Origin of the sequence: Thioalkalivibrio sp. AKL8, assembly GCF_000380525.1 — a bacterium.
Taxonomy (GTDB): domain Bacteria; phylum Pseudomonadota; class Gammaproteobacteria; order Ectothiorhodospirales; family Ectothiorhodospiraceae; genus Thioalkalivibrio; species Thioalkalivibrio versutus.
On the sequence record NZ_AQYF01000005.1, the window covers coordinates 1 to 17,487 of the forward strand.

Sequence of the window (17,487 nt, forward strand, 5' to 3'; positions counted from 1 at the left end):
TGACCTCAGGAGCCTGACGGGTTACCCCGAGCCCAATGCGGTTCATGGTAGCGATCCGTGAACCGCAAGACACAAGGAGCCTGCTTGCAGGCGAACGCCCCTGCCCGCGTCCGACTTTGGCAGGAGCATTCGCCTGCAAGCAGGCTCCCACGGGGCCCAGCTCAGGACATGGGGCATCCCGGCCACCCCCACATCGTCATCCCGGAAACCGCACAGCGGTTATCCGGGATCTCCACCGCCGGAGATGACCCGGGCGTCCGCGGAGGCTCCAGCGCGGGAGATCCCGCGCTCTCCGCTTCGCTCCGGCCGGGATGACGGGGGTGAGCCGGAGGATCAGGCCGGCTTAACAGTGGACACGGCGGTGTGCCGGGTGACGGAGCTGCGCGCGGGCGCACTGGAACACGGCCGGTCTTCAGCGCAGGGTGAGGAAGAGGGTCTGGTTGCCGCGACGCAGTTGCAGCTCCAGGGTCTGGTGTGCGGCCAGTTGTTGCGGCAGGTCGGACAGGCGCTGGATGCGATGGCGGTTGATGGCCAGCAGCACGTCGCCCGCGCGCAGGCCGGCGCGCGCCCCCGGGGTGCCGGGCTCGACCGCGATCACCGCCACGCGACTGCCCCCGTCGCGCCCGGTGGCCTCGGACAAGCGAACACCCTCCAGCCGCGGGTGCACGGCCGCGCCCTCGATGCGCCGCTCTTCGGGGCGATCCAGGCGGGCGACGATCCGCTGTTCGGCCCCGTCGCGCAGGACATCCAGGCGCACATCGGAACCGGCGCGCAGCAGGCCGAGCCGGTTGCGCAGGTCGCCGGCGCTGCGCACCGGCTGGTCGTCCGCCCGCAGCACGATATCTCCGCTCTGGAGGCCGGCGCGTTCGGCGGCGGATCCACGCACCACCCGCGTGATCACGGCGCCCTGGGAAATATCCAACTCAAAGGCCTGGGCCAGCGCCGGGGTCAGATCCTGCATCTCCACGCCCAGCGCGCCGCGTTCGACACGACCCTCCGCCAGCAAATGGTCGCGAATCTGGCTGGCCATGTTGGCGGGGATCGCGAAGCCGATGCCAATGTTGCCCCCGCCGCGCGCGAGAATGGCGGTATTGATTCCGACCAGCTCGCCACGCAGGTTGACCAGCGCCCCGCCGGAGTTGCCAGGGTTGATGGAGGCATCGGTCTGGATGAAGTCCTCGAAGCCGTCACCACCCAGTCCGCTGCGGCCCAGGGCACTGACGATGCCGCTGGTCACCGTCTGGCCGAGGCCGAAGGGGTTGCCGATGGCGACCACGAAGTCGCCCACGCGCAGGGCGTCGGAGTCCGCCAGCGGGATCGCCTGCAGGTCCTCCGCGTCGATGCGGATCACGGCGACGTCGGTGGCCGGGTCGGTGCCCACCACCTCGGCCTCGTACTGGCGGCCATCGAAGAGGGTGACCAGGATCGCGTCGGCGCGCGCGATCACGTGGCTGTTGGTCAGGATGGTGCCGGCCTCGGCGTCCACGATCACGCCGGAGCCCAGACCCTGGCGTTCCCGCTCACGCGAACGCTCGGGGACATCGAAGAACCGGCGGAAGAAGGGGTCGTCGAAGAGCGGGCTGACCGACTCCACCACCCGCGCGCGGGTGGCAATGTTCACCACCCCGGGGATGGTGCGCTCGAGCATGGGCGCCAGGGAGGGCAGGGGCTGACCGTCCACCGCGGCCGGGAGCTGGGCGGCGGCCGGTGCGGCCCCGAGCAGGGCCAGGGCCAGGATCAGAAGGGGAACCAGCCGACGCATGGGCGATCCTCGATCAGGGCGCCAGGTTGGCACGCGGGGCGAAGGACGACTCCTTGGCCATCTTGCGGTACCAGTCACCGGCCTCGTCCTCCGGCGGGACCTGCACCAGCAGCTTCAGGTAGAGATCACCCGGTGGCTTGCCCGGCAGTCCCTTGCCCTTCAGGCGCATCTGCTTGCCCGACTGGGTGCCGGCCGGGACCTTCAGGTTGACCCAGCCATGCGGCGTGGGCACCTCGATCGTCGCGCCCAGCGCGGCCTCCCAAGGGGTGATCGGGATGTCGCGGTAGAGGTTGCGACCGTCCAGCGTGTAGCGATTATCCGGCTTGACCCGGATCTCCAGCAGCAGGTCGCCGGCGCCACCACTGCCAACGCCCGGGTCGCCCTGGCCGCGCACCCGCAGGCGCGAGCCATCCTTGGCCCCGGCGGGGATGCGCACGCGCTGCACCCGACCCTCGGCATCCTGAACCGAGACCTCGGTGCCCTTGAGCGCCTGATCCAGGCTGATGTCCACGCGCCCCTCGCGGTCGGCGCCGCGCATGTTGAAGCCGGCCCCACCACGGCGACGCCCCCCACCCATGCCGCCACCGCCGAAGATCGAGTCGAAGAAGTCCGAGAAGCCACCGGCATCGGCGCCCCCACGGGCACCGCCGTATTGCGCCCGGCCGTCCCAGCCGGGCGGCGGACGAAAGTCCTGTCCCTGGCGCCAGTTAGAGCCCAGCTGGTCGTAGGCCTTGCGCTTTTCCGCGTCGCCCAGGGCCTCGTAGGCCTCGTTGACCTCCTTGATGCGGGTCTCGGCGTCCGGGTCCTTGCTGACATCCGGGTGGTACTTGCGCGCCAGCTTGCGGTAGGCCTTCTTGATCTCGTCCTGGCTCGCGTCGCGGCTCACACCGAGGACCTTGTAGTAGTCCTTGTATTCCATTGCTTTCCTCGAGCGGTTGCGGCTGCGTCCTCGGGTGACACCCGGATCCCGCCAGTGGGCATGATAGCCGGGATGCGGCTGTCACCCCGGGAGACAGGAGCCGCAGAAAAAGATCCGTGCCTCCCTAGGGAAACACTGATCAATGTACACGTTCGCGCTCGAGTCGCTTTTGCGTGCGAACAAGGCGCGGCGACTGCCGTGCAGTCATTCTGCACAAGGGAGCCGCAACGCCGTGCGCGCGCAAAAGCGGCCGAGCCCCGTCTTTCAATAGCTTGTGGGGTTGGCACCCCAGGTTCCCCGATCCTGCGTTGCGCCGCTTGCGGGTAGAACCACTACCCGCTGCACGACGCGCCTTGTCTCGGAAAACCTGGGGTGCCAACGCGAACGTGTACATTGATCAGTGTTTCCCTAGGTTCAAAAAAACGGGCGCCACCGCGGGTGGAACCCGGGGCAGCGCCCGTGTCTCGCCCGGTGGGCGAGCATCCCCACCGGGCACGTGAGGCCGGATCAGTTCTCGATCTGGATCCGACGCGGCTGCACGCGGGCCTGCTTCGGGATGCGCACCTCCAGCACGCCGTTCTCGCTGCGCGCGGAGATGTTTTCGGCATCCGCCGTATCCGGCAGCGAGAAGCGGCGGAAGAACGAGCCACGCACGCGTTCGATGCGCTTGTAGCCATCCTTCTCTTCCTCGCTTTCGTGCTTGCGCTCGCCGCGCAGGGTCAGCACGCCATTTTCCATGTGCAGTTCGATGTCCTTCGGGTCCACCCCGGGGATATCGGCATGCAGCACGTAGGCATCGGTCTCTTCGCGGATGTCCACTGCGGGGGCCCAGTCGGAGGTCGCGGCGGAGTCCTCGGTGCCGGGCATGTCCGGCATGCGCCCAAGTTCGCGCGACAGTTGACCGAGCAGGCTGAACGGTTCGTAGCGGGTCATGGTCATGGTGTTCCCTCCTGTGTGGGTGTCATCTGACTCACCCTTACAGTTAGGGGACACTTCCCGCGTTTTCAAGGGCCTGAGGGAGACGGCGCTCACTGTACTCGCCCGCACTCGCGCCGATTGTGCAGGCTGATGAACGCCTCCCTTACACACGGCGAAACTCCCTCAGCTTGTAGTCATCGTCGGTGATCAGTTCGAACACGCCATGCACGCCGCGCTGATCCAGATGGCTGCGCAGCAGCCGCGCCGGGAATTGCACGCTTTCGCCGCTGTCGGCCTGCGCAAAGACCACCGCGGCGCGGCCAGTGTAGTAGTCCTCCATCTCCTGGCGCGAGATCGCCAGGCGCAGGCGAAACCGGCGCATGGGCTATTCCAGGTTTTGCACCTGCTCGCGCAGCTGCTCGATCAGGACCTTCATTTCCACTGTGGCACGAGTGATCTCCAGATCGTGCGACTTGGAGGAGATGGTGTTGGCCTCGCGGTTGAACTCCTGCATCAGGAAGTCGAGCCGCCGACCGCTGGGCCCGCCCTGGTCCAGGATCTCGCGCACGGCCGCCACGTGACCGTCGATGCGATCCAGCTCCTCGGCGATATCCATGCGCTGGGCCAGCAACGCGACCTCCTGTTCCAGGCGTTTCGGGTCCAGGTGCAGGTCCAGTTCACGGATGCGCGCCAGGATGCGTTCGCGCTGCTCGTCGAGCATCGGCTGACGCCGCGAGTGGACCGTCCGGGCATGCTCCGCCAGGGCCTCCAGGCGCGTGCGCATGCCATCGGCCAGGGCCGCCCCCTCCGTCGTGCGCATCGCGACCAGGGCCTCCAGCGCGGTGTCGAAGCCGGCCAGTAGTGGCTCCGCCAGGACCTCGCCGGCATCCGAGGCGCCCTGCAGGACGCCGGGCCAGCTCAGCACGTCCAGTGGCGAGACCGGGGCCGGATCGCGCATCCTTCGCTCGATCGCCGCGCAGGCATCGATCAGCGCCTGCGCGCGCTCCTGATCGAAGGCCTCCGGGGCGTTGTCCGCCTGGCCCCGGTCACGCAGCACCACGTCCACCTTGCCGCGTGCCAGGTGGCCCTTGAGGCGTTTACGCACCTCGGCCTCCAGCGAGCGCAGGTGATCCGGCAGGTGGATCCGCAGCTCCAGGTAGCGGTGATTGACGCTCTTGAGCTCCCAGTCGAACACGCCCCCATCCAGGGTGATGGCGTGCCGGGAAAATCCGGTCATGCTGGTAATCATTATTCCCCCGTTGCGGTCCCTGCTGCGCAAGGCATGAGTGTAGTGCGTCGCCCCATCGGGCGACGCACTACACTCATGGCCCGTATACTGCGCCCCTCTCAAATCTAGCAAGGATCACAGCATGCGACCCAGTGGCCGAGCAGCCGACGCGATGCGCCCCGTGCGTTTTACCCGCCATTTCACCCGTCACGCGGAGGGTTCCGTACTGGTGGAATTCGGGGACACGCGCGTGCTGTGCAACGCCACGGTGGAGTCGCGCGTGCCGCCGTGGTTGAAGAACAAGGGCCGCGGCTGGGTCACCGCCGAATACAGCATGCTGCCGCGCTCCACCCACGAGCGCATGGTGCGCGAGGCCGCCCGGGGCAAGCTGGGCGGTCGCACCATGGAGATCCAGCGCCTGATCGGCCGCTCGCTGCGTGCCGCGGTCGATCTCGAGGCCCTCGGCGAACGCCAGATCATCGTCGACTGCGACGTGATCCAGGCCGATGGCGGCACCCGCACGGCCGCGATTAGCGGGGCCTACGTCGCGCTGCGCGATGCCATCCGCAAGGCACGCGAACAGGGCCTGATCCGCAAGGACCCGCTGCACGGGCACCTGGCAGCGGTCTCGGTGGGCATCTTCAATGGCACGCCGGTGCTGGACCTCGATTACGACGAGGACTCCCAGGCCGAGACCGACCTGAACCTGGTGATGAACGAGGCCGGCGGGGTGATCGAGATCCAGGGCACGGCCGAGGGCCACGCCTTCCGCCGCGACGAGCTGGACCAGATGCTGGATCTGGGCGAGAAGGGCATCCGCGAGATCTGCGAGGCCCAGAGCGCCGTTTTGGCCGAAGGCTGATTTAGGCCATGGTCGGCGAACCCCGACGCGTGGTGCTGGCCACCGGCAACCCCGGCAAGCTGCGCGAGATCCGCGCCTTGCTGGAGCCACTGGGCCTGGCGATCGAGCCACAATCGGAGCATGGCGTGCCGGAGGCCGAAGAGACCGGCCTGACGTTTGTGGAGAACGCCATCCTGAAGGCGCGCAACGCCGCCCGGCATACCGGACTGCCGGCGATCGCCGACGACTCCGGGCTGGAGGTGGAGGCCCTGCGCGGCCAGCCGGGGATCTACTCCTCGCGCTACGCCGGTACGGACGCCGACGATGCCGCCAACAACGCGCGGCTGATGGAGGCGTTGCAAGGCGTGCCACCGGAACAGCGGGGTGCGCGTTTCCGCGCCGTGGTGGTGTACCTGGAACACGCCGAGGACCCGGCCCCGCTCATCGTCGAGGGCGTGTGGCCCGGACGCATCGCCGAGCAGGCCAGCGGCGCCGAGGGCTTCGGCTACGACCCGTTGTTCTTCGTTCCGGAGGAAGGCTGCACCTCGGCCGAACTGGACCCGGCAACCAAGAACCGCCTGAGCCACCGCGGCCAGGCCCTGCAACAGCTCGTGGCCAGCCTGCGCAACCGTATGGGCAACCCGACGGCCTGACACCCGGTCCTGCCTGGCTCCCGGGCCTGGCCCCGATGCGGGCCCGAACATGCGCCGGGGTGTCGTTGGGAGGTTACTCGCTGCGCTCGCCCTGCGGGCCGGCCTGCGGCCGTTCAACGCGCTTCGCGCTTTTGTGCCACGGCCCCTACGGAGCCTCGCAACGACGGGGACAAAAAACACCGTCATCGCGAGGCGCGCAGCGCCGTGGCGATCGGCGCGAAAACCCAGACGTCGGAGGCCGCAATGACGGGACTGGGTGCTTTCGACGCCACCCGGGGGCTCGCCTATGCTCCGCACATGAACTCCGCCCTGATCCATCCGCCGCCACTGGCGCTGTACGTCCACCTGCCCTGGTGCGTGCGCAAGTGCCCGTACTGCGACTTCAACTCCCACGAGCCCCGCGGCGAGGCGCCGTTCGACGACTACGTGGCGGCGCTGCTGCGGGATCTGGAGGGCCAGCTCCCGGATATATGGGGGCGACGGCTGGAGAGTGTGTTCATCGGCGGCGGGACCCCGAGCCTGTTCCCGCCGGAGGCGCTGGACGCTCTCATGTCCGGTCTGCGTGCCCGGCTGCCGCTGCGCCCGGACTGCGAGGTGACCCTGGAGGCCAACCCTGGCACCGCCGATCGCGCCTACTTTCGCGGCTACCGCGAGGCCGGGGTCAATCGGCTGTCGCTGGGTGTCCAGAGCTTCGACGATGCGATGCTCGCCCGGCTGGGCCGCATCCACGGCGCCACCGAGGCCCGCGACGCGGTGGCGCACGCCCGCGCCGCCGGCTTCGAGGCGATCAATCTGGATCTGATGTTCGGCCTGCCGGGTCAGTCGGTGGCGACCGGGCTGGCGGACCTGCAGGCGGCCATCGAACAGGACCCGGGGCACATCTCCTGGTATCAGCTGACCCTCGAGCCGAACACCCTGTTCGCGGCGCGCCCACCCGAACTGCCGGAGGACGTCACAATCGAGGAATTGTTCAACCGCGGCCAGTCCCATCTGGCGGCAGCTGGCTATACTCGATACGAGATATCCGCCTATGCCCGCGCGGGGCAGGAATGTCGCCACAACCGCAATTACTGGACCTTCGGCGACTATCTCGGCATTGGCGCCGGGGCCCACGGCAAGCTGACGCAGGTGCACGATGGCACGATCCTGCGGCGGATGAAACCGCGCCAGCCGGAGGCCTATCTCGCCGGGCCGCAGCAGCACAACGATCAGACCGTGCCGACGGCGGAACGCCCCTTCGAGTTCATGCTGAACGCGCTGCGGCTGGTGGAAGGTGTTCCGGCCGCGAGCTTCGAGGCGCATTGCGGCCTGCCGCTGGCGGCGCTCGAGCCGGCGCTTTCCGAACTGCGCGCGGACGGGCTGCTGGGGACGGATACGGAGCGCCTGCAGGCCACGGAACGGGGCCTGGCGTTTCTCAATGACGTGCTGGAGCGTTTTCTTCCGGAAGGGACTCCGCAGGACTCGATCGCCACGCCGATAGCCTGGCCCGCGGGCCGGGAGGAGGGTCGATAATGCGTCCCGTCGAGTTTGTTGGTTTCGCCTGCCCCTGGTGCGGCGAGCCCGGCGAGATCACGGTGGACATGGTCAGCAATGACCGCGAATGGGTCGAGGACTGCGCGGTGTGCTGTGCCCCCATCGTGTTCCGCCGCGAGGATGCCGGCGACGAGGAGATTCCGCGCGTCGCTGCCCAGCGGGAGGGCGAGTGAGCGCGGCGCCACCGTATACCCCGATCGACTGCGAGCGCTATTCCGAGCTGGAGCTGGCCATCCTGCGCGGTCAGTCCCTGCGCACGCACTGGCGCCGCGGGGAGATGGACCGCATCGCGATCGTGCGGCCGCTGGACTTGCGCACCCGGCGCAGCGCGGAGTACCTGATCCTGCGTGACGCCGAGGGCCGGCGGCAATGGTGGCGCCTGGACCGGCTGATCAGCTTCGAGCCGGTCCCGGGCTGAACGCCATCCGGGCTGCGACCGGCGAGGTGGCTCGTCTGATCGCCGCACCACATAGGGCACAGCGGACACGGAGAAAGGCGCAGGGGTTGTCGGGGGCGGTAGACACCGCTGGATCATGCACAACGCAGAAGGCGTGGACCCTTTGGGGTACGCCCGTAACCGGGCTTCCGGCAACTTGCCATCCCCTGCGAATCAACAGCCCTGCAATCCCGCTGGACCAGAATGGGCCTTGTTCATCCTCTATGCGCTCCGTGCCCTCTGCGGGGCAACCAGGAGGGCTCGGAGCGCCAGCCCGGGAAGGGACCGGGGCTGCGTGGGGCGCGATCGCTTCGCTGGCGCTCGCGCTGACAGGAGGCGGGCGCAGCCCGCCCCCTGTCAGCTGCGCTTCATCTGGTCGAAGAACTCGGAATTGGTCTTGGACGACTGCATGCGGCCAAGCAGGAATTCCATGGCCTCGATGTCATCCATGCCGTGCAGGAACTTGCGCAGGATCCAGAGCTTTTGCAGCTCGTCGGGTGCGGTCAGCAGTTCCTCGCGACGGGTACCGGAACGGTTCACGTTGATCGCAGGATAAATGCGCTTCTCCGCGATGCGGCGCTCCAGCTGGAGCTCCATGTTGCCGGTGCCCTTGAACTCCTCGTAGATCACCTCGTCCATCTTCGACCCGGTCTCGACCAGTGCGGTGGCGATGATGGTCAGGCTGCCGCCCTCTTCCACGTTGCGCGCGGCACCGAAGAAGCGCTTCGGGCGGTGCAGGGCGTTGGCATCCACACCACCGGTGAGCACCTTGCCGGAGCTGGGCGAGACGGTGTTGTAGGCGCGCGCCAGGCGGGTGATGGAATCCAGCAGGATCACCACGTCGCGCTTGTGCTCGACCAGCCGCTTGGCCTTCTCGATCACCATCTCGGCGACCTGCACGTGGCGCTGGGCCGGTTCGTCGAAGGTGGAGGAGACGACCTCACCCTGGACCATGCGGTCCATCTCGGTGACCTCTTCCGGGCGCTCGTCGATCAACAGGACGATCAGATAGCACTCGGGGTAGTTGCCGGCGATGCTCTGGGCAATGTTCTGCAGCATCAGCGTCTTGCCCGCCTTGGGCGGGGAGACGATCAGGCCGCGCTGGCCCTTGCCGAACGGCGAGACGATGTCGATGATCCGCGCGGTGATGTCCTCGGTGGAGCCATTGCCGCGCTCCATGCGCATGCGCTTGTTGGCATGCAGCGGGGTGAGGTTCTCGAACAGCACCTTGTGCTTGGCGTTCTCCGGCGGCTCGAAGTTGATCTCCGAGACCTTCAACAGCGCGAAGTAGCGCTCGTTGTCCTTGGGCGGGCGGATCTTGCCGGAGATGGTGTCGCCGGTGCGCAGCCCGAAGCGTCGGATCTGGCTGGGCGAGACATAGACGTCGTCCGGCCCGGCCTGATAGGAGCTGTCGGCACTGCGGAGAAAGCCGAAGCCGTCGGAGAGGATCTCGAGGACACCGTCGCCAAAGATGGCTTCGCCGCTCTTCGCGTGAGCCTTGAGCAGGGCGAAGATGATCTCCTGCTTGCGGGCACGGGACATGTTCTCGATGCCTTTTTCTTCGGCAAAGGCCACGAGATCGGCAGCGGACATCCGCTTCAATTCGGTCAGATTCATGCGTGGGATGCTGTGTTCAACGTGGATGATCGGCGACCGGGGGTGGCCACTCGGATTGACTGGAAGGAGGCAGGGAATGGCCTGGCGGCCACTCGAACGGGTTCGATGGTAAGCGAGGCGGCGGCGCGGGGCAACCCCGGTGAAGCCGGGCACCTGCGAGGCCTGGCGGTTAACCGCCAGGCCCAAGCATTAAAGGTGCTGGTCCAGGAACGCGGTCAACTGCGACTTGGACAGGGCACCGACCTTGGTGGCCTCGACATCGCCGTTCTTGAACAGCATCAGCGTCGGGATCCCGCGGATGCCGTACTTCGGCGGCGTGGACGGGTTCTCGTCGATGTTCAGCTTGGCGACCTTGACCTTGCCGGCGTATTCTTCGGCGATTTCGTCCAGAATGGGGGCGATCATCTTGCAGGGCCCGCACCACTCGGCCCAGTAGTCCACCAGGACTGGCTGATCCGCCTTCAGGACGTCCTCGTCGAAACCGGCGTCCGATGTGTACACAATTTTGTCGCTCACTCCGAGCCCTCATGACTTGGGTTGGGGGAGCAGCCCGCACCGCCGGCTGCACGGCCCTTACTATCGACGATCAACGCCGGACAGTTCAAGTAATACGCAGGAACCGAGGAACCCCATGACCGAAACCGTGCAGGACACACCCCGCTTCGACCAGCTCGATCTGCCCGAACCCGTCCAGGCGGGCATCCGCGCCACCGGTTTCGAAACCTGCACCCCGATCCAGGCACAGACCCTGCCGATCGCGCTGGCCGGCCACGACGTCGCCGGCCAGGCGCAGACCGGGACCGGCAAGACGGCCGCCTTCCTGATCGCGACCTTCAACCGCCTGCTGCGCCAGCAGCCTTCGCCCAACCGGCGGCCCACGGACGTGCGCGCCCTGATCCTGGCCCCGACCCGCGAACTGGCGATCCAGATCCACAAGGATGCCGAATCGCTGGGCGCCGAGACCGGGCTGAAGCTCGCGCTGGCCTACGGCGGCACCGGCTACGACAGCCAGCGCGAACAGCTGGAGGCCGGCGCCGACATCCTGATCGGCACGCCCGGACGCATCATCGACTACTTCAAGCAGAAGGTCTTCGGCCTCAAGCATACGGAGGTGGTGGTGCTGGACGAGGCGGATCGCATGTTCGATCTTGGCTTCATCAAGGATGTGCGCTTTCTGATGCGTGGCTGCGCGCCGGCCAGCGAACGCCTGTCGATGCTGTTCTCCGCCACGCTGTCCTTCCGCGTGATGGAGCTGGCGTACGAGCACATGAACAATCCGGAAAAGGTCCAGGTCGAGGCCGAGACCCTGACTGCCGACCGCGTGCGCCAGGTGATTTACTACCCGGCCAACGACGAAAAGATCCCGCTGCTCCTCGGGCTCGCACGCGACCTCAAGCCGGAGCGCGCCATCGTGTTCGTGAACACCAAGCACGGCGCCGAGAAGGTCTGCGACTGGCTGAACGTGAACGAACAGAAGGCCGCGCTGCTGTCCGGCGACGTGCCGCAGAACAAGCGCTCGCAGCTGCTGGAACACTTCGCCGCTGGCGAATACACCTACCTGGTGGCGACCGACGTGGCCGCCCGCGGGCTGCACATCCCGGCGGTCACGCATGTCTTCAACTTCGATCTGCCGCAGTCCGGCGAGGACTACGTGCACCGTATCGGGCGCACCGCACGTGCGGGCGCCGAAGGTGACGCGATCAGCTTCGGCTGCGAGGACTCGGCCTTCTACCTGCCGGATATCGAGAGCTACCTGGGCGAGCGCATCCCCACCGCGAGCGTGGACCCGGCACGCCTGTTCCAGGATGCGGTCAAGCCGAAGCCACGCCCGCGCAAGCCGCGCGACGATCGCCGCGGTGGCCCGCGCTCCGGCGGAGGCGGCCGCCCCGGAGGCAGCCGCCCGCAGCGCAGCGGCAACCGGGGCTGAGCGGACGCGGGAAAACCACAGAAAAAGATGGTGCCGGCGAGAGGAGTCGAACCTCCGACCTATCGATTACGAATCGATTGCTCTACCAACTGAGCTACACCGGCGAAGCGCGACATGATAGCGAGGGCCGGTGCCGACCACAATCCGGCGAGCCCGGACAATCGACCGATCACCGGCTCAGGAGCGGCGGCGGCCCACGCGGAAGACGACGTCCACACCCTCGAGTTCCTTGCCTTCCGGCAGGGCGGGCAGATCGGAGATGTCGATCCGCGCCGGATCCACGTCTTCCAGTTGCCCGGTATCGGTATGGAACAGGTGGTGATGCGGATTCAGGTTGGAGTCGTAGAACAGCTTGGCCGGATCAATCACGACCTCGCGCACCAGCCCCTTCTCGGCGAACAGGTTCAGGGTGTTGTACACCGTGGCCTTGGACACCCGCGAGGCATGCCGCATTAGCTGCCCGAGGATTTGCTCGGCGCTGAGGTGCTGATGGCGGGCGAACATCACGCGGGCAATCTCGACGCGCTGCTCGGTCGGGGAGATCGCGTGCTCGCGCAGCATTTCGCGCGCAGCGTGGACCGAAAGCAGATCCGGGTTGTTGGAGTCGATGTTCATGATTCCGACGATATAACAGGGATCTGGAGCAAGTCCATATCCCGCTTTCCGGGGACCGGTGAGGCCGGGAAGCCTGATAGAATGGAGCGGGTGATGGGAATCGAACCCACATTAAGAGCTTGGGAAGCTCCCGTTCTACCATTGAACTACACCCGCTTGCGCCGCCGATTGTAGGCCTTGTCGGCCTCCGGCTCAACGGTAAACTGAGCAGTCGAAGAACCATGCAGATTCAGCTGAACGGCGAACCCTTTGAACTCCCCGATGATCGCGAGGCCACCCTGGCCGCGCTGATCGAGGCACGCGGCCTTGGTGGCCGCCGTCTGGCGGTGGAGGTGAACGAAGAGCTGGTCCCGCGCAGCGAGCACGCGGCCCATCCCCTGAAACCCGGGGATCGCGTGGAGATCGTGCAGGCGATCGGGGGCGGCTAGATTGGCCAGCCGCCCGGCCTGCGACCACTTTTCAACGAAGGAATGACCATGACCGAATCGGCCGCGTCCGCCGACGACCTGTTCCGCGTAGGCACGCGCGAGTTCACCTCCCGCCTGCTCGTTGGGACCGGCAAGTACCGCGATCTCGACCAGACCCGCGACGCCATCGAGGCGAGCGGCGCGGAGATCGTGACCGTCGCCATCCGCCGCACCAACATCGGCCAGAACCCGGACGAACCCAACCTGCTGGACGTGATCTCGCCGGAGCGCTACACGCTGCTGCCGAATACTGCCGGCTGCTTCAATGCCGAGGATGCGATCCGCACCTGCCGCCTGGCACGCGAGCTGCTCGACGGCCACAACCTGGTGAAGCTGGAGGTCCTGGGCGACGAGAAGACCCTGTACCCGGACGTCTTCGAGACCGTGAAGGCCGCCGAGACGCTGGTGGCCGAAGGCTTCGACGTGATGGTCTACACCACCGACGACCCGCTGCTGGCGAAGCGCCTGGAAGACATCGGCTGCCTGGCGATCATGCCGCTGGCCGCGCCGATCGGCTCGGGCCTGGGCATCCAGAATCGCTACAACATCCGCGAGATCGTGGAGAACGCCTCGGTTCCGGTGCTGGTGGATGCCGGAGTCGGCACCGCCTCGGACGCCGCGATCGCAATGGAGCTGGGCTGCGACGGCGTGCTGATGAACACCGCCATCGCCGCCGCCGACGACCCGGTGCTGATGGCCTCGGCGATGCGCCACGCGATCATCGGCGGGCGCCAGGCCTTTCGCGCCGGGCGCATGGCGCCGCGGCGCTACGCCTCGGCCTCGTCGCCGCAGACCGGCCTGTTCTTCAGCTGAGCATGAGCGACCACGCCAACGCCGAGACGGACGACAAGCCGTTCTACCGCCGCATCCGCAGCTTCGTGCGCCGCGAGGGCCGGCTGACGCCGGGCCAGCAGCGGGCCCTGGACGACCTGTTACCGCGCTTTGGCCTGCAGCTACCGGAACCCGCGGCACCGCTGGACCTGACTTCCGTTTTCGGGCGCACGGCACCCGTGACGCTGGAGATCGGCTTCGGGGACGGCGAGAGCCTGGCCGAGCAGGCCGCGAACCAGCCGGAACGCGACTTCATCGGTACCGAAGTGCACCGGCCGGGGGTCGGACATCTTCTGCGCGAGGTGGAGCAGCGCGGCCTGACCAATGTGCGCGTCAGCGACGTCGATGCGGTGGAACTGCTGGAGCGCTACCTGACGCCCGCCAGCCTGGACTGCGTGCAGGTGTTCTTCCCCGACCCTTGGCACAAGAAGCGCCACCACAAGCGGCGCCTGATCCAGCCGGCCTTCGTGCGCCACCTGGCGACGCGCATCCGGCCGGGCGGACGGCTGCATCTGGCGACCGACTGGGCCGAATATGCCGAACACATGCTGGTGGTGCTGGAGGAATGCCGGCCATGGTTCGTGCCGGACGGCCCGATCCCGGCTCCCGGCCGGCCGCCGGAGCGCCCGGTGACCAAGTTCGAACGGCGCGGGGAGCAACGCGGCCACCAGGTCGCCGATCTGCTCTACCGGCGCACCGACGAACCCGCCTGATGATACCCGGCGCGATGCCGGGTCGGATCAGACGTTCTTGACCACCAGGACCGGGCAGTCAGCCCCGCCAATCACGCGCTCGGACACGCTGCCCATCAGGAGGCGCTTGAGCCCGGTACGCCCGTGGCTGCCGACCACCACCAGATCGCGATGGTCGCGCGCAGCGACCTCCAGCAGGGTAACCTCGGGGCGCCCCTCCTCGAAGGTCGCATCGGCCTCCAGCCCCTTCTCGCGGGCCTCGCCCTGCAGACGCTGGATGGCCTGGACGCCCTCCTGACGCCGCTCCTCGTTCTGCCCCGGGACCGCCACGGACACGATCGTGATCGGAAGCTTGCAATAGCCGGCCAGCTCGATTGCGGCGCGCGCGGCCTGGTCCCCAAGGTCGGAGCCGTCGGTCCCCACCAGAAGCCCGCGATGCGGCGCCTGGGCGCCGCGCGGGACGATCATCACGTTGCAGGGTGCGAGCCCCACGACCTTGCGAGTGGCGTCCCCCACCATCAGGCGCGAGAGGTCACCGCGATCGCGTCGGCCGATGACGATCAGCCCGGCCTTGAACTCCTCGGCAATGGCGACGATCTCCTGGTGCCGGTCGACCCCGTGGCGCAGGATCATGGAGGCATCGATGCCCACCTCGCGGGCGCGCTTTTCCAGCGCGTCCAGATCGGTCTGGCCGGCAACGCTCGCCTCGTGGCTGCGCGGCGGAGACAACGCATCGTGCTGGGTATCGGTGCGGATAATCCGTGCGACGATCAGGCGCGCACCACAGCGCTGCGCCAGATCCAGCGCCACATTCTCGGCGGATTCGCTGAACTCGGAGCCATCCGTCGCCAGGACGATGGTCTCGAAACGGCACAGCGGGGCATCGGATTCGGACATGCTGGGGTCTCCACCTGGACTTTTTCCCAAGCATAACCGACATGCCGGCAAACGCCAGCACTCGGGCCCGCGCCGACCGAACCGCCAACCCGACGCCGGCGCATTTTTTGCGTCCGTGCCCGCGGGATGAAATAATCCCGCGCTTTCAAGGGAAAGGCGGAATCTGTTTCCGCCGACCCGCCTCGGCGCCTGCGCCCGGCGCGAGTCCCCTTTTTCGGCTTCTGGCCACGCGCCGTCCGGCGCGGGTCCTCAGGACACGACTGGAACATGGAAAACCTTACGCTGACCACCGAGATGATCGTGGTGCTTGCGCTGCTCGCGTTCACGATCTTCCTGTTTGTCTCCGAGATCATCCGGGTCGACCTGGCGGCGATCTCGGTAATGGTCCTGCTCGGCCTGCTGACGCTGGTGCCCGGACTCGGGATGCTGGTCGGCCAGGAAGAGCTGTTCAGCGGCTTCGCCTCCAATGCGGTGATCTCGATCATCGCGGTGATGATTATCGGCGCCGGCCTGGACAAGACCGGCGTGATGCACAAGGTGGCGGCGTTCATCATGCGCGTGGGTGGCACCACCGAAAAAAGCATCATCCCGACCGTCTCCGGAACCGTCGGCGTAATCTCCAGCTTCATGCAGAACATCGGCGCAGCCGCGCTGTTCATGCCGGTGATGAGCCGCATCTCCAATCGCCTGAACATCCCGCTGTCGCGCCTGCTGATGCCGATGGGCTTCGCCGCGATCGTCGGCGGCACCATCACCCTGGTCGGGTCCAGCCCGCTGATCCTGCTGAACGACCTGCTGCCGTCGGACATGGAACCGTTCCAGCTGTTCGACGTGACCCCGATCGGCCTGGCCCTGCTGGCCACCGCCATCGTCTACTTCGTGCTGCTGGGCCGCTTCGTACTGCCGTCGGTCAAGAGCAAGGCCACCCAGCGCGAAAGTGCACAGGACTACTTCCAGCGCGTGTACGGCCTGTCCTACGAGATCCATGAGCTGTTCGTCCCGGAGAACGACCCGATGGTTGGGCGCACGGTGGCCGAGATCGAGCGCGAGACCGGGATCGCGATCGTCGGCACCTACATGCGCGACGAGCTGCGCATGGCACCGTGGACCGGCTACGAGATCCAGGCCAACTCGCACCTGGCCGTGCTGGCCAGCCCGTCACGCATGGAAAAGCTGTGCGAGGGCACGCGCAAGCGTCCCAGCACCCATCTCGACGTGTTCGCCAACGCCCTGGACAGTGGGCGTTCCGGCGTCGCCGAGGTCGCCATCGCGCCGGGCTCGAACCTCGCCGGCAAGACGGTCACCGAACTGGCGATGCGCCAGACCTACGGCCTGTCGGTGATGCGCATCCAGCGCGGCAACGAGACCTACGGCGAGGGGCTACGCGACATCCCCCTGGAACCGGGCGATATCCTGGTGGTGCACTGCACCTGGGAATCGCTGGCCCGGCTGGAGCAGGACCGCGATTTCGTGGTGATCACGTCGGACTATCCGCGCGAGGAACTGGTACCGTCCAAGGTGCCGCATGCGCTGTTCTTCCTGGCGCTGACCGTGGGCCTGATCGTGTTCACCGACCTGATGCTCTCGGTCGCACTGCTGACCGGCGCACTGGGCATGATCCTGACCGGCGTCATCAGCCTCGACAACGCCTATCGCGCCGTCAGCTGGAAGACCGTCTTCCTGCTGGCGTCACTGATCCCGCTAGGCATGGCGGTGGAGAACACCGGAACCGCCGCCTGGATCGCGCAGAACACGCTGGAGATGCTGGGGACCGTACCGCCCTGGGTGCTGCAGGCGACGATCTTTGCCCTGGCCACGTTCTTCACGCTGGTCATGTCCAACGTCGGCGCGACCGTGCTGCTGGTGCCGCTGGCGATCAATTTCGCGATCGCCGCGCAGGCCGCGGGCATGGATGCCGACCCGCGCGTGTTCGCGCTGACCGTGGCGATCGCCACCTCGAATTCCTTCCTGATCCCGACCCACCAGGTGAACGCCCTGATCATGGGCCCCGGCGGCTATCGGGTGAAGGACTTCATGAAGGCGGGCGGCATCATGACCATCCTGTTCGCCGTGGTCGCCATGCTCATGCTCAACCTGATTTTCTAGTCTGTTAAACGCAACCTTTAGCAACCCGTTTGCAAGGAGAAATCC

General features: G+C 67.1%; 19 protein-coding genes and 2 tRNA genes. 10 read left to right on the forward strand and 11 right to left on the reverse strand.

Annotated features, from left to right (window positions below; genetic code table 11):
- Positions 1 to 412 precede the first annotated feature (412 nt).
- The 5 genes from G335_RS0102970 to G335_RS0102990 form a co-directional block, all read right to left on the reverse strand.
- On the reverse strand, positions 413 to 1,762 hold the full coding sequence (locus G335_RS0102970; protein WP_018175883.1) for a Do family serine endopeptidase: 1,350 nt from the start codon (positions 1,760 to 1,762) through the stop codon (positions 413 to 415).
- A 13-nt stretch (positions 1,763 to 1,775) separates the two neighbouring features.
- On the reverse strand, positions 1,776 to 2,681 hold the full coding sequence (locus tag G335_RS0102975; RefSeq protein ID WP_018144871.1) for a DnaJ C-terminal domain-containing protein: 906 nt from the start codon (positions 2,679 to 2,681) through the stop codon (positions 1,776 to 1,778).
- A gap of 507 nt (positions 2,682 to 3,188) precedes the next feature.
- Positions 3,189 to 3,620, reverse strand: a complete 432-nt coding sequence (locus tag G335_RS0102980) for an Hsp20/alpha crystallin family protein (RefSeq protein WP_018175884.1) — start codon at positions 3,618 to 3,620, stop codon at positions 3,189 to 3,191.
- A gap of 142 nt (positions 3,621 to 3,762) precedes the next feature.
- On the reverse strand, positions 3,763 to 3,981 hold the full coding sequence (locus G335_RS0102985) for a DUF2835 family protein (RefSeq protein WP_018144873.1): 219 nt from the start codon (positions 3,979 to 3,981) through the stop codon (positions 3,763 to 3,765).
- 3 nt (positions 3,982 to 3,984) lie between these two features.
- Entirely contained in the window at positions 3,985 to 4,848 is an 864-nt protein-coding gene (locus G335_RS0102990; protein ID WP_026182059.1) for a YicC/YloC family endoribonuclease, read from the reverse strand.
- A 121-nt stretch (positions 4,849 to 4,969) separates the two neighbouring features.
- Here G335_RS0102990 and rph point away from each other — a divergent pair, with 121 nt between their 5' ends.
- The 5 genes from rph to G335_RS0103015 all read left to right on the forward strand — a co-directional run bounded on the left by rph (position 4,970) and on the right by G335_RS0103015 (position 8,272).
- Complete coding sequence (gene rph, locus G335_RS0102995; protein WP_018948416.1) at positions 4,970 to 5,689, forward strand: ribonuclease PH; 720 nt, start codon at positions 4,970 to 4,972, stop codon at positions 5,687 to 5,689.
- Between the two features lie 8 nt (positions 5,690 to 5,697).
- Positions 5,698 to 6,321 carry an RdgB/HAM1 family non-canonical purine NTP pyrophosphatase gene (rdgB, locus tag G335_RS0103000; RefSeq protein ID WP_018175886.1) on the forward strand — a complete coding sequence of 208 codons (624 nt, stop codon included), beginning with the start codon at positions 5,698 to 5,700 and terminating at the stop codon, positions 6,319 to 6,321.
- A 243-nt stretch (positions 6,322 to 6,564) separates the two neighbouring features.
- Positions 6,565 to 7,833 (forward strand): radical SAM family heme chaperone HemW, encoded by a 1,269-nt coding sequence (gene hemW, locus G335_RS0103005; protein ID WP_018175887.1) that lies wholly within the window; start codon positions 6,565 to 6,567, stop codon positions 7,831 to 7,833.
- Positions 7,833 to 8,027 carry a CPXCG motif-containing cysteine-rich protein gene (locus G335_RS0103010; protein WP_018168681.1) on the forward strand — a complete coding sequence of 65 codons (195 nt, stop codon included), beginning with the start codon at positions 7,833 to 7,835 and terminating at the stop codon, positions 8,025 to 8,027. The genes hemW and G335_RS0103010 overlap by 1 nt, the downstream gene beginning before the upstream one ends.
- Positions 8,024 to 8,272 (forward strand): transcriptional antiterminator, Rof, encoded by a 249-nt coding sequence (locus tag G335_RS0103015; RefSeq protein WP_018168682.1) that lies wholly within the window; start codon positions 8,024 to 8,026, stop codon positions 8,270 to 8,272. Before G335_RS0103010 ends, G335_RS0103015 begins: the two co-directional genes overlap by 4 nt.
- A 375-nt stretch (positions 8,273 to 8,647) precedes the next feature.
- Here the strand turns inward: G335_RS0103015 and rho are convergent, their stop codons facing one another.
- Both rho and trxA read right to left on the reverse strand, forming a co-directional pair.
- Positions 8,648 to 9,907 carry a transcription termination factor Rho gene (gene rho, locus G335_RS0103020; protein ID WP_018168683.1) on the reverse strand — a complete coding sequence of 420 codons (1,260 nt, stop codon included), beginning with the start codon at positions 9,905 to 9,907 and terminating at the stop codon, positions 8,648 to 8,650.
- Between the two features lie 189 nt (positions 9,908 to 10,096).
- Complete coding sequence (trxA, locus tag G335_RS0103025) at positions 10,097 to 10,423, reverse strand: thioredoxin TrxA (protein ID WP_012983830.1); 327 nt, start codon at positions 10,421 to 10,423, stop codon at positions 10,097 to 10,099.
- Positions 10,424 to 10,538: 115 nt separating this feature from the next.
- On the opposite strand from trxA, the gene G335_RS0103030 reads away from it, so the two are divergent.
- Entirely contained in the window at positions 10,539 to 11,834 is a 1,296-nt protein-coding gene (locus G335_RS0103030) for a DEAD/DEAH box helicase (protein WP_018175888.1), read from the forward strand.
- 28 nt (positions 11,835 to 11,862) lie between these two features.
- Here G335_RS0103030 and G335_RS0103035 read toward each other — a convergent pair.
- The 3 genes from G335_RS0103035 to G335_RS0103045 form a co-directional block, all read right to left on the reverse strand.
- Positions 11,863 to 11,938, reverse strand: a tRNA-Thr gene (locus tag G335_RS0103035).
- Between the two features lie 73 nt (positions 11,939 to 12,011).
- Positions 12,012 to 12,449, reverse strand: coding sequence for a Fur family transcriptional regulator (locus G335_RS0103040; RefSeq protein ID WP_018144889.1), 438 nt, complete (start codon positions 12,447 to 12,449; stop codon positions 12,012 to 12,014).
- Positions 12,450 to 12,531: 82 nt separating this feature from the next.
- A tRNA-Gly gene (locus tag G335_RS0103045) sits at positions 12,532 to 12,605 on the reverse strand.
- Positions 12,606 to 12,670: 65 nt separating this feature from the next.
- Between G335_RS0103045 and thiS the strand changes: the two genes are divergently transcribed.
- The 3 genes from thiS to trmB are packed head-to-tail and all read left to right on the forward strand — an operon-like array spanning position 12,671 to position 14,460.
- Positions 12,671 to 12,877 (forward strand): sulfur carrier protein ThiS, encoded by a 207-nt coding sequence (gene thiS / locus G335_RS0103050; protein ID WP_018175889.1) that lies wholly within the window; start codon positions 12,671 to 12,673, stop codon positions 12,875 to 12,877.
- Between the two features lie 48 nt (positions 12,878 to 12,925).
- Positions 12,926 to 13,729, forward strand: coding sequence for a thiazole synthase (locus G335_RS0103055; protein ID WP_018168745.1), 804 nt, complete (start codon positions 12,926 to 12,928; stop codon positions 13,727 to 13,729).
- A gap of 2 nt (positions 13,730 to 13,731) precedes the next feature.
- Entirely contained in the window at positions 13,732 to 14,460 is a 729-nt protein-coding gene (gene trmB / locus G335_RS0103060) for a tRNA (guanosine(46)-N7)-methyltransferase TrmB (RefSeq protein WP_018175890.1), read from the forward strand.
- A gap of 27 nt (positions 14,461 to 14,487) precedes the next feature.
- On the opposite strand, the gene G335_RS0103065 is transcribed toward trmB, so the two are convergent.
- Positions 14,488 to 15,336, reverse strand: coding sequence for a universal stress protein (locus G335_RS0103065; protein WP_018175891.1), 849 nt, complete (start codon positions 15,334 to 15,336; stop codon positions 14,488 to 14,490).
- Between the two features lie 267 nt (positions 15,337 to 15,603).
- Here G335_RS0103065 and G335_RS0103070 point away from each other — a divergent pair, with 267 nt between their 5' ends.
- Positions 15,604 to 17,442, forward strand: coding sequence for an SLC13 family permease (locus G335_RS0103070; RefSeq protein ID WP_018175892.1), 1,839 nt, complete (start codon positions 15,604 to 15,606; stop codon positions 17,440 to 17,442).
- Positions 17,443 to 17,487: the final 45 nt, after the last annotated feature.

Bases quoted from the DNA above. Each gene is read 5' to 3' on its own strand.
- G335_RS0102970 (WP_018175883.1), bottom strand. From the start codon at position 1,762: ATGCGTCGGCTGGTTCCCCTTCTGATCCTGGCCCTGGCCCTGCTCGGG.
- G335_RS0102975 (WP_018144871.1), bottom strand. From the start codon at position 2,681: ATGGAATACAAGGACTACTACAAGGTCCTCGGTGTGAGCCGCGACGCG.
- G335_RS0102980 (WP_018175884.1), bottom strand. From the start codon at position 3,620: ATGACCATGACCCGCTACGAACCGTTCAGCCTGCTCGGTCAACTGTCG.
- G335_RS0102985 (WP_018144873.1), bottom strand. From the start codon at position 3,981: ATGCGCCGGTTTCGCCTGCGCCTGGCGATCTCGCGCCAGGAGATGGAG.
- G335_RS0102990 (WP_026182059.1), bottom strand. From the start codon at position 4,848: ATGATTACCAGCATGACCGGATTTTCCCGGCACGCCATCACCCTGGAT.
- rph (WP_018948416.1), top strand. From the start codon at position 4,970: ATGCGACCCAGTGGCCGAGCAGCCGACGCGATGCGCCCCGTGCGTTTT.
- rdgB (WP_018175886.1), top strand. From the start codon at position 5,698: ATGGTCGGCGAACCCCGACGCGTGGTGCTGGCCACCGGCAACCCCGGC.
- hemW (WP_018175887.1), top strand. From the start codon at position 6,565: ATGACGGGACTGGGTGCTTTCGACGCCACCCGGGGGCTCGCCTATGCT.
- G335_RS0103010 (WP_018168681.1), top strand. From the start codon at position 7,833: ATGCGTCCCGTCGAGTTTGTTGGTTTCGCCTGCCCCTGGTGCGGCGAG.
- rho (WP_018168683.1), bottom strand. From the start codon at position 9,907: ATGAATCTGACCGAATTGAAGCGGATGTCCGCTGCCGATCTCGTGGCC.
- G335_RS0103030 (WP_018175888.1), top strand. From the start codon at position 10,539: ATGACCGAAACCGTGCAGGACACACCCCGCTTCGACCAGCTCGATCTG.
- G335_RS0103040 (WP_018144889.1), bottom strand. From the start codon at position 12,449: ATGAACATCGACTCCAACAACCCGGATCTGCTTTCGGTCCACGCTGCG.
- thiS (WP_018175889.1), top strand. From the start codon at position 12,671: ATGCAGATTCAGCTGAACGGCGAACCCTTTGAACTCCCCGATGATCGC.
- G335_RS0103055 (WP_018168745.1), top strand. From the start codon at position 12,926: ATGACCGAATCGGCCGCGTCCGCCGACGACCTGTTCCGCGTAGGCACG.
- trmB (WP_018175890.1), top strand. From the start codon at position 13,732: ATGAGCGACCACGCCAACGCCGAGACGGACGACAAGCCGTTCTACCGC.
- G335_RS0103065 (WP_018175891.1), bottom strand. From the start codon at position 15,336: ATGTCCGAATCCGATGCCCCGCTGTGCCGTTTCGAGACCATCGTCCTG.
- G335_RS0103070 (WP_018175892.1), top strand. From the start codon at position 15,604: ATGGAAAACCTTACGCTGACCACCGAGATGATCGTGGTGCTTGCGCTG.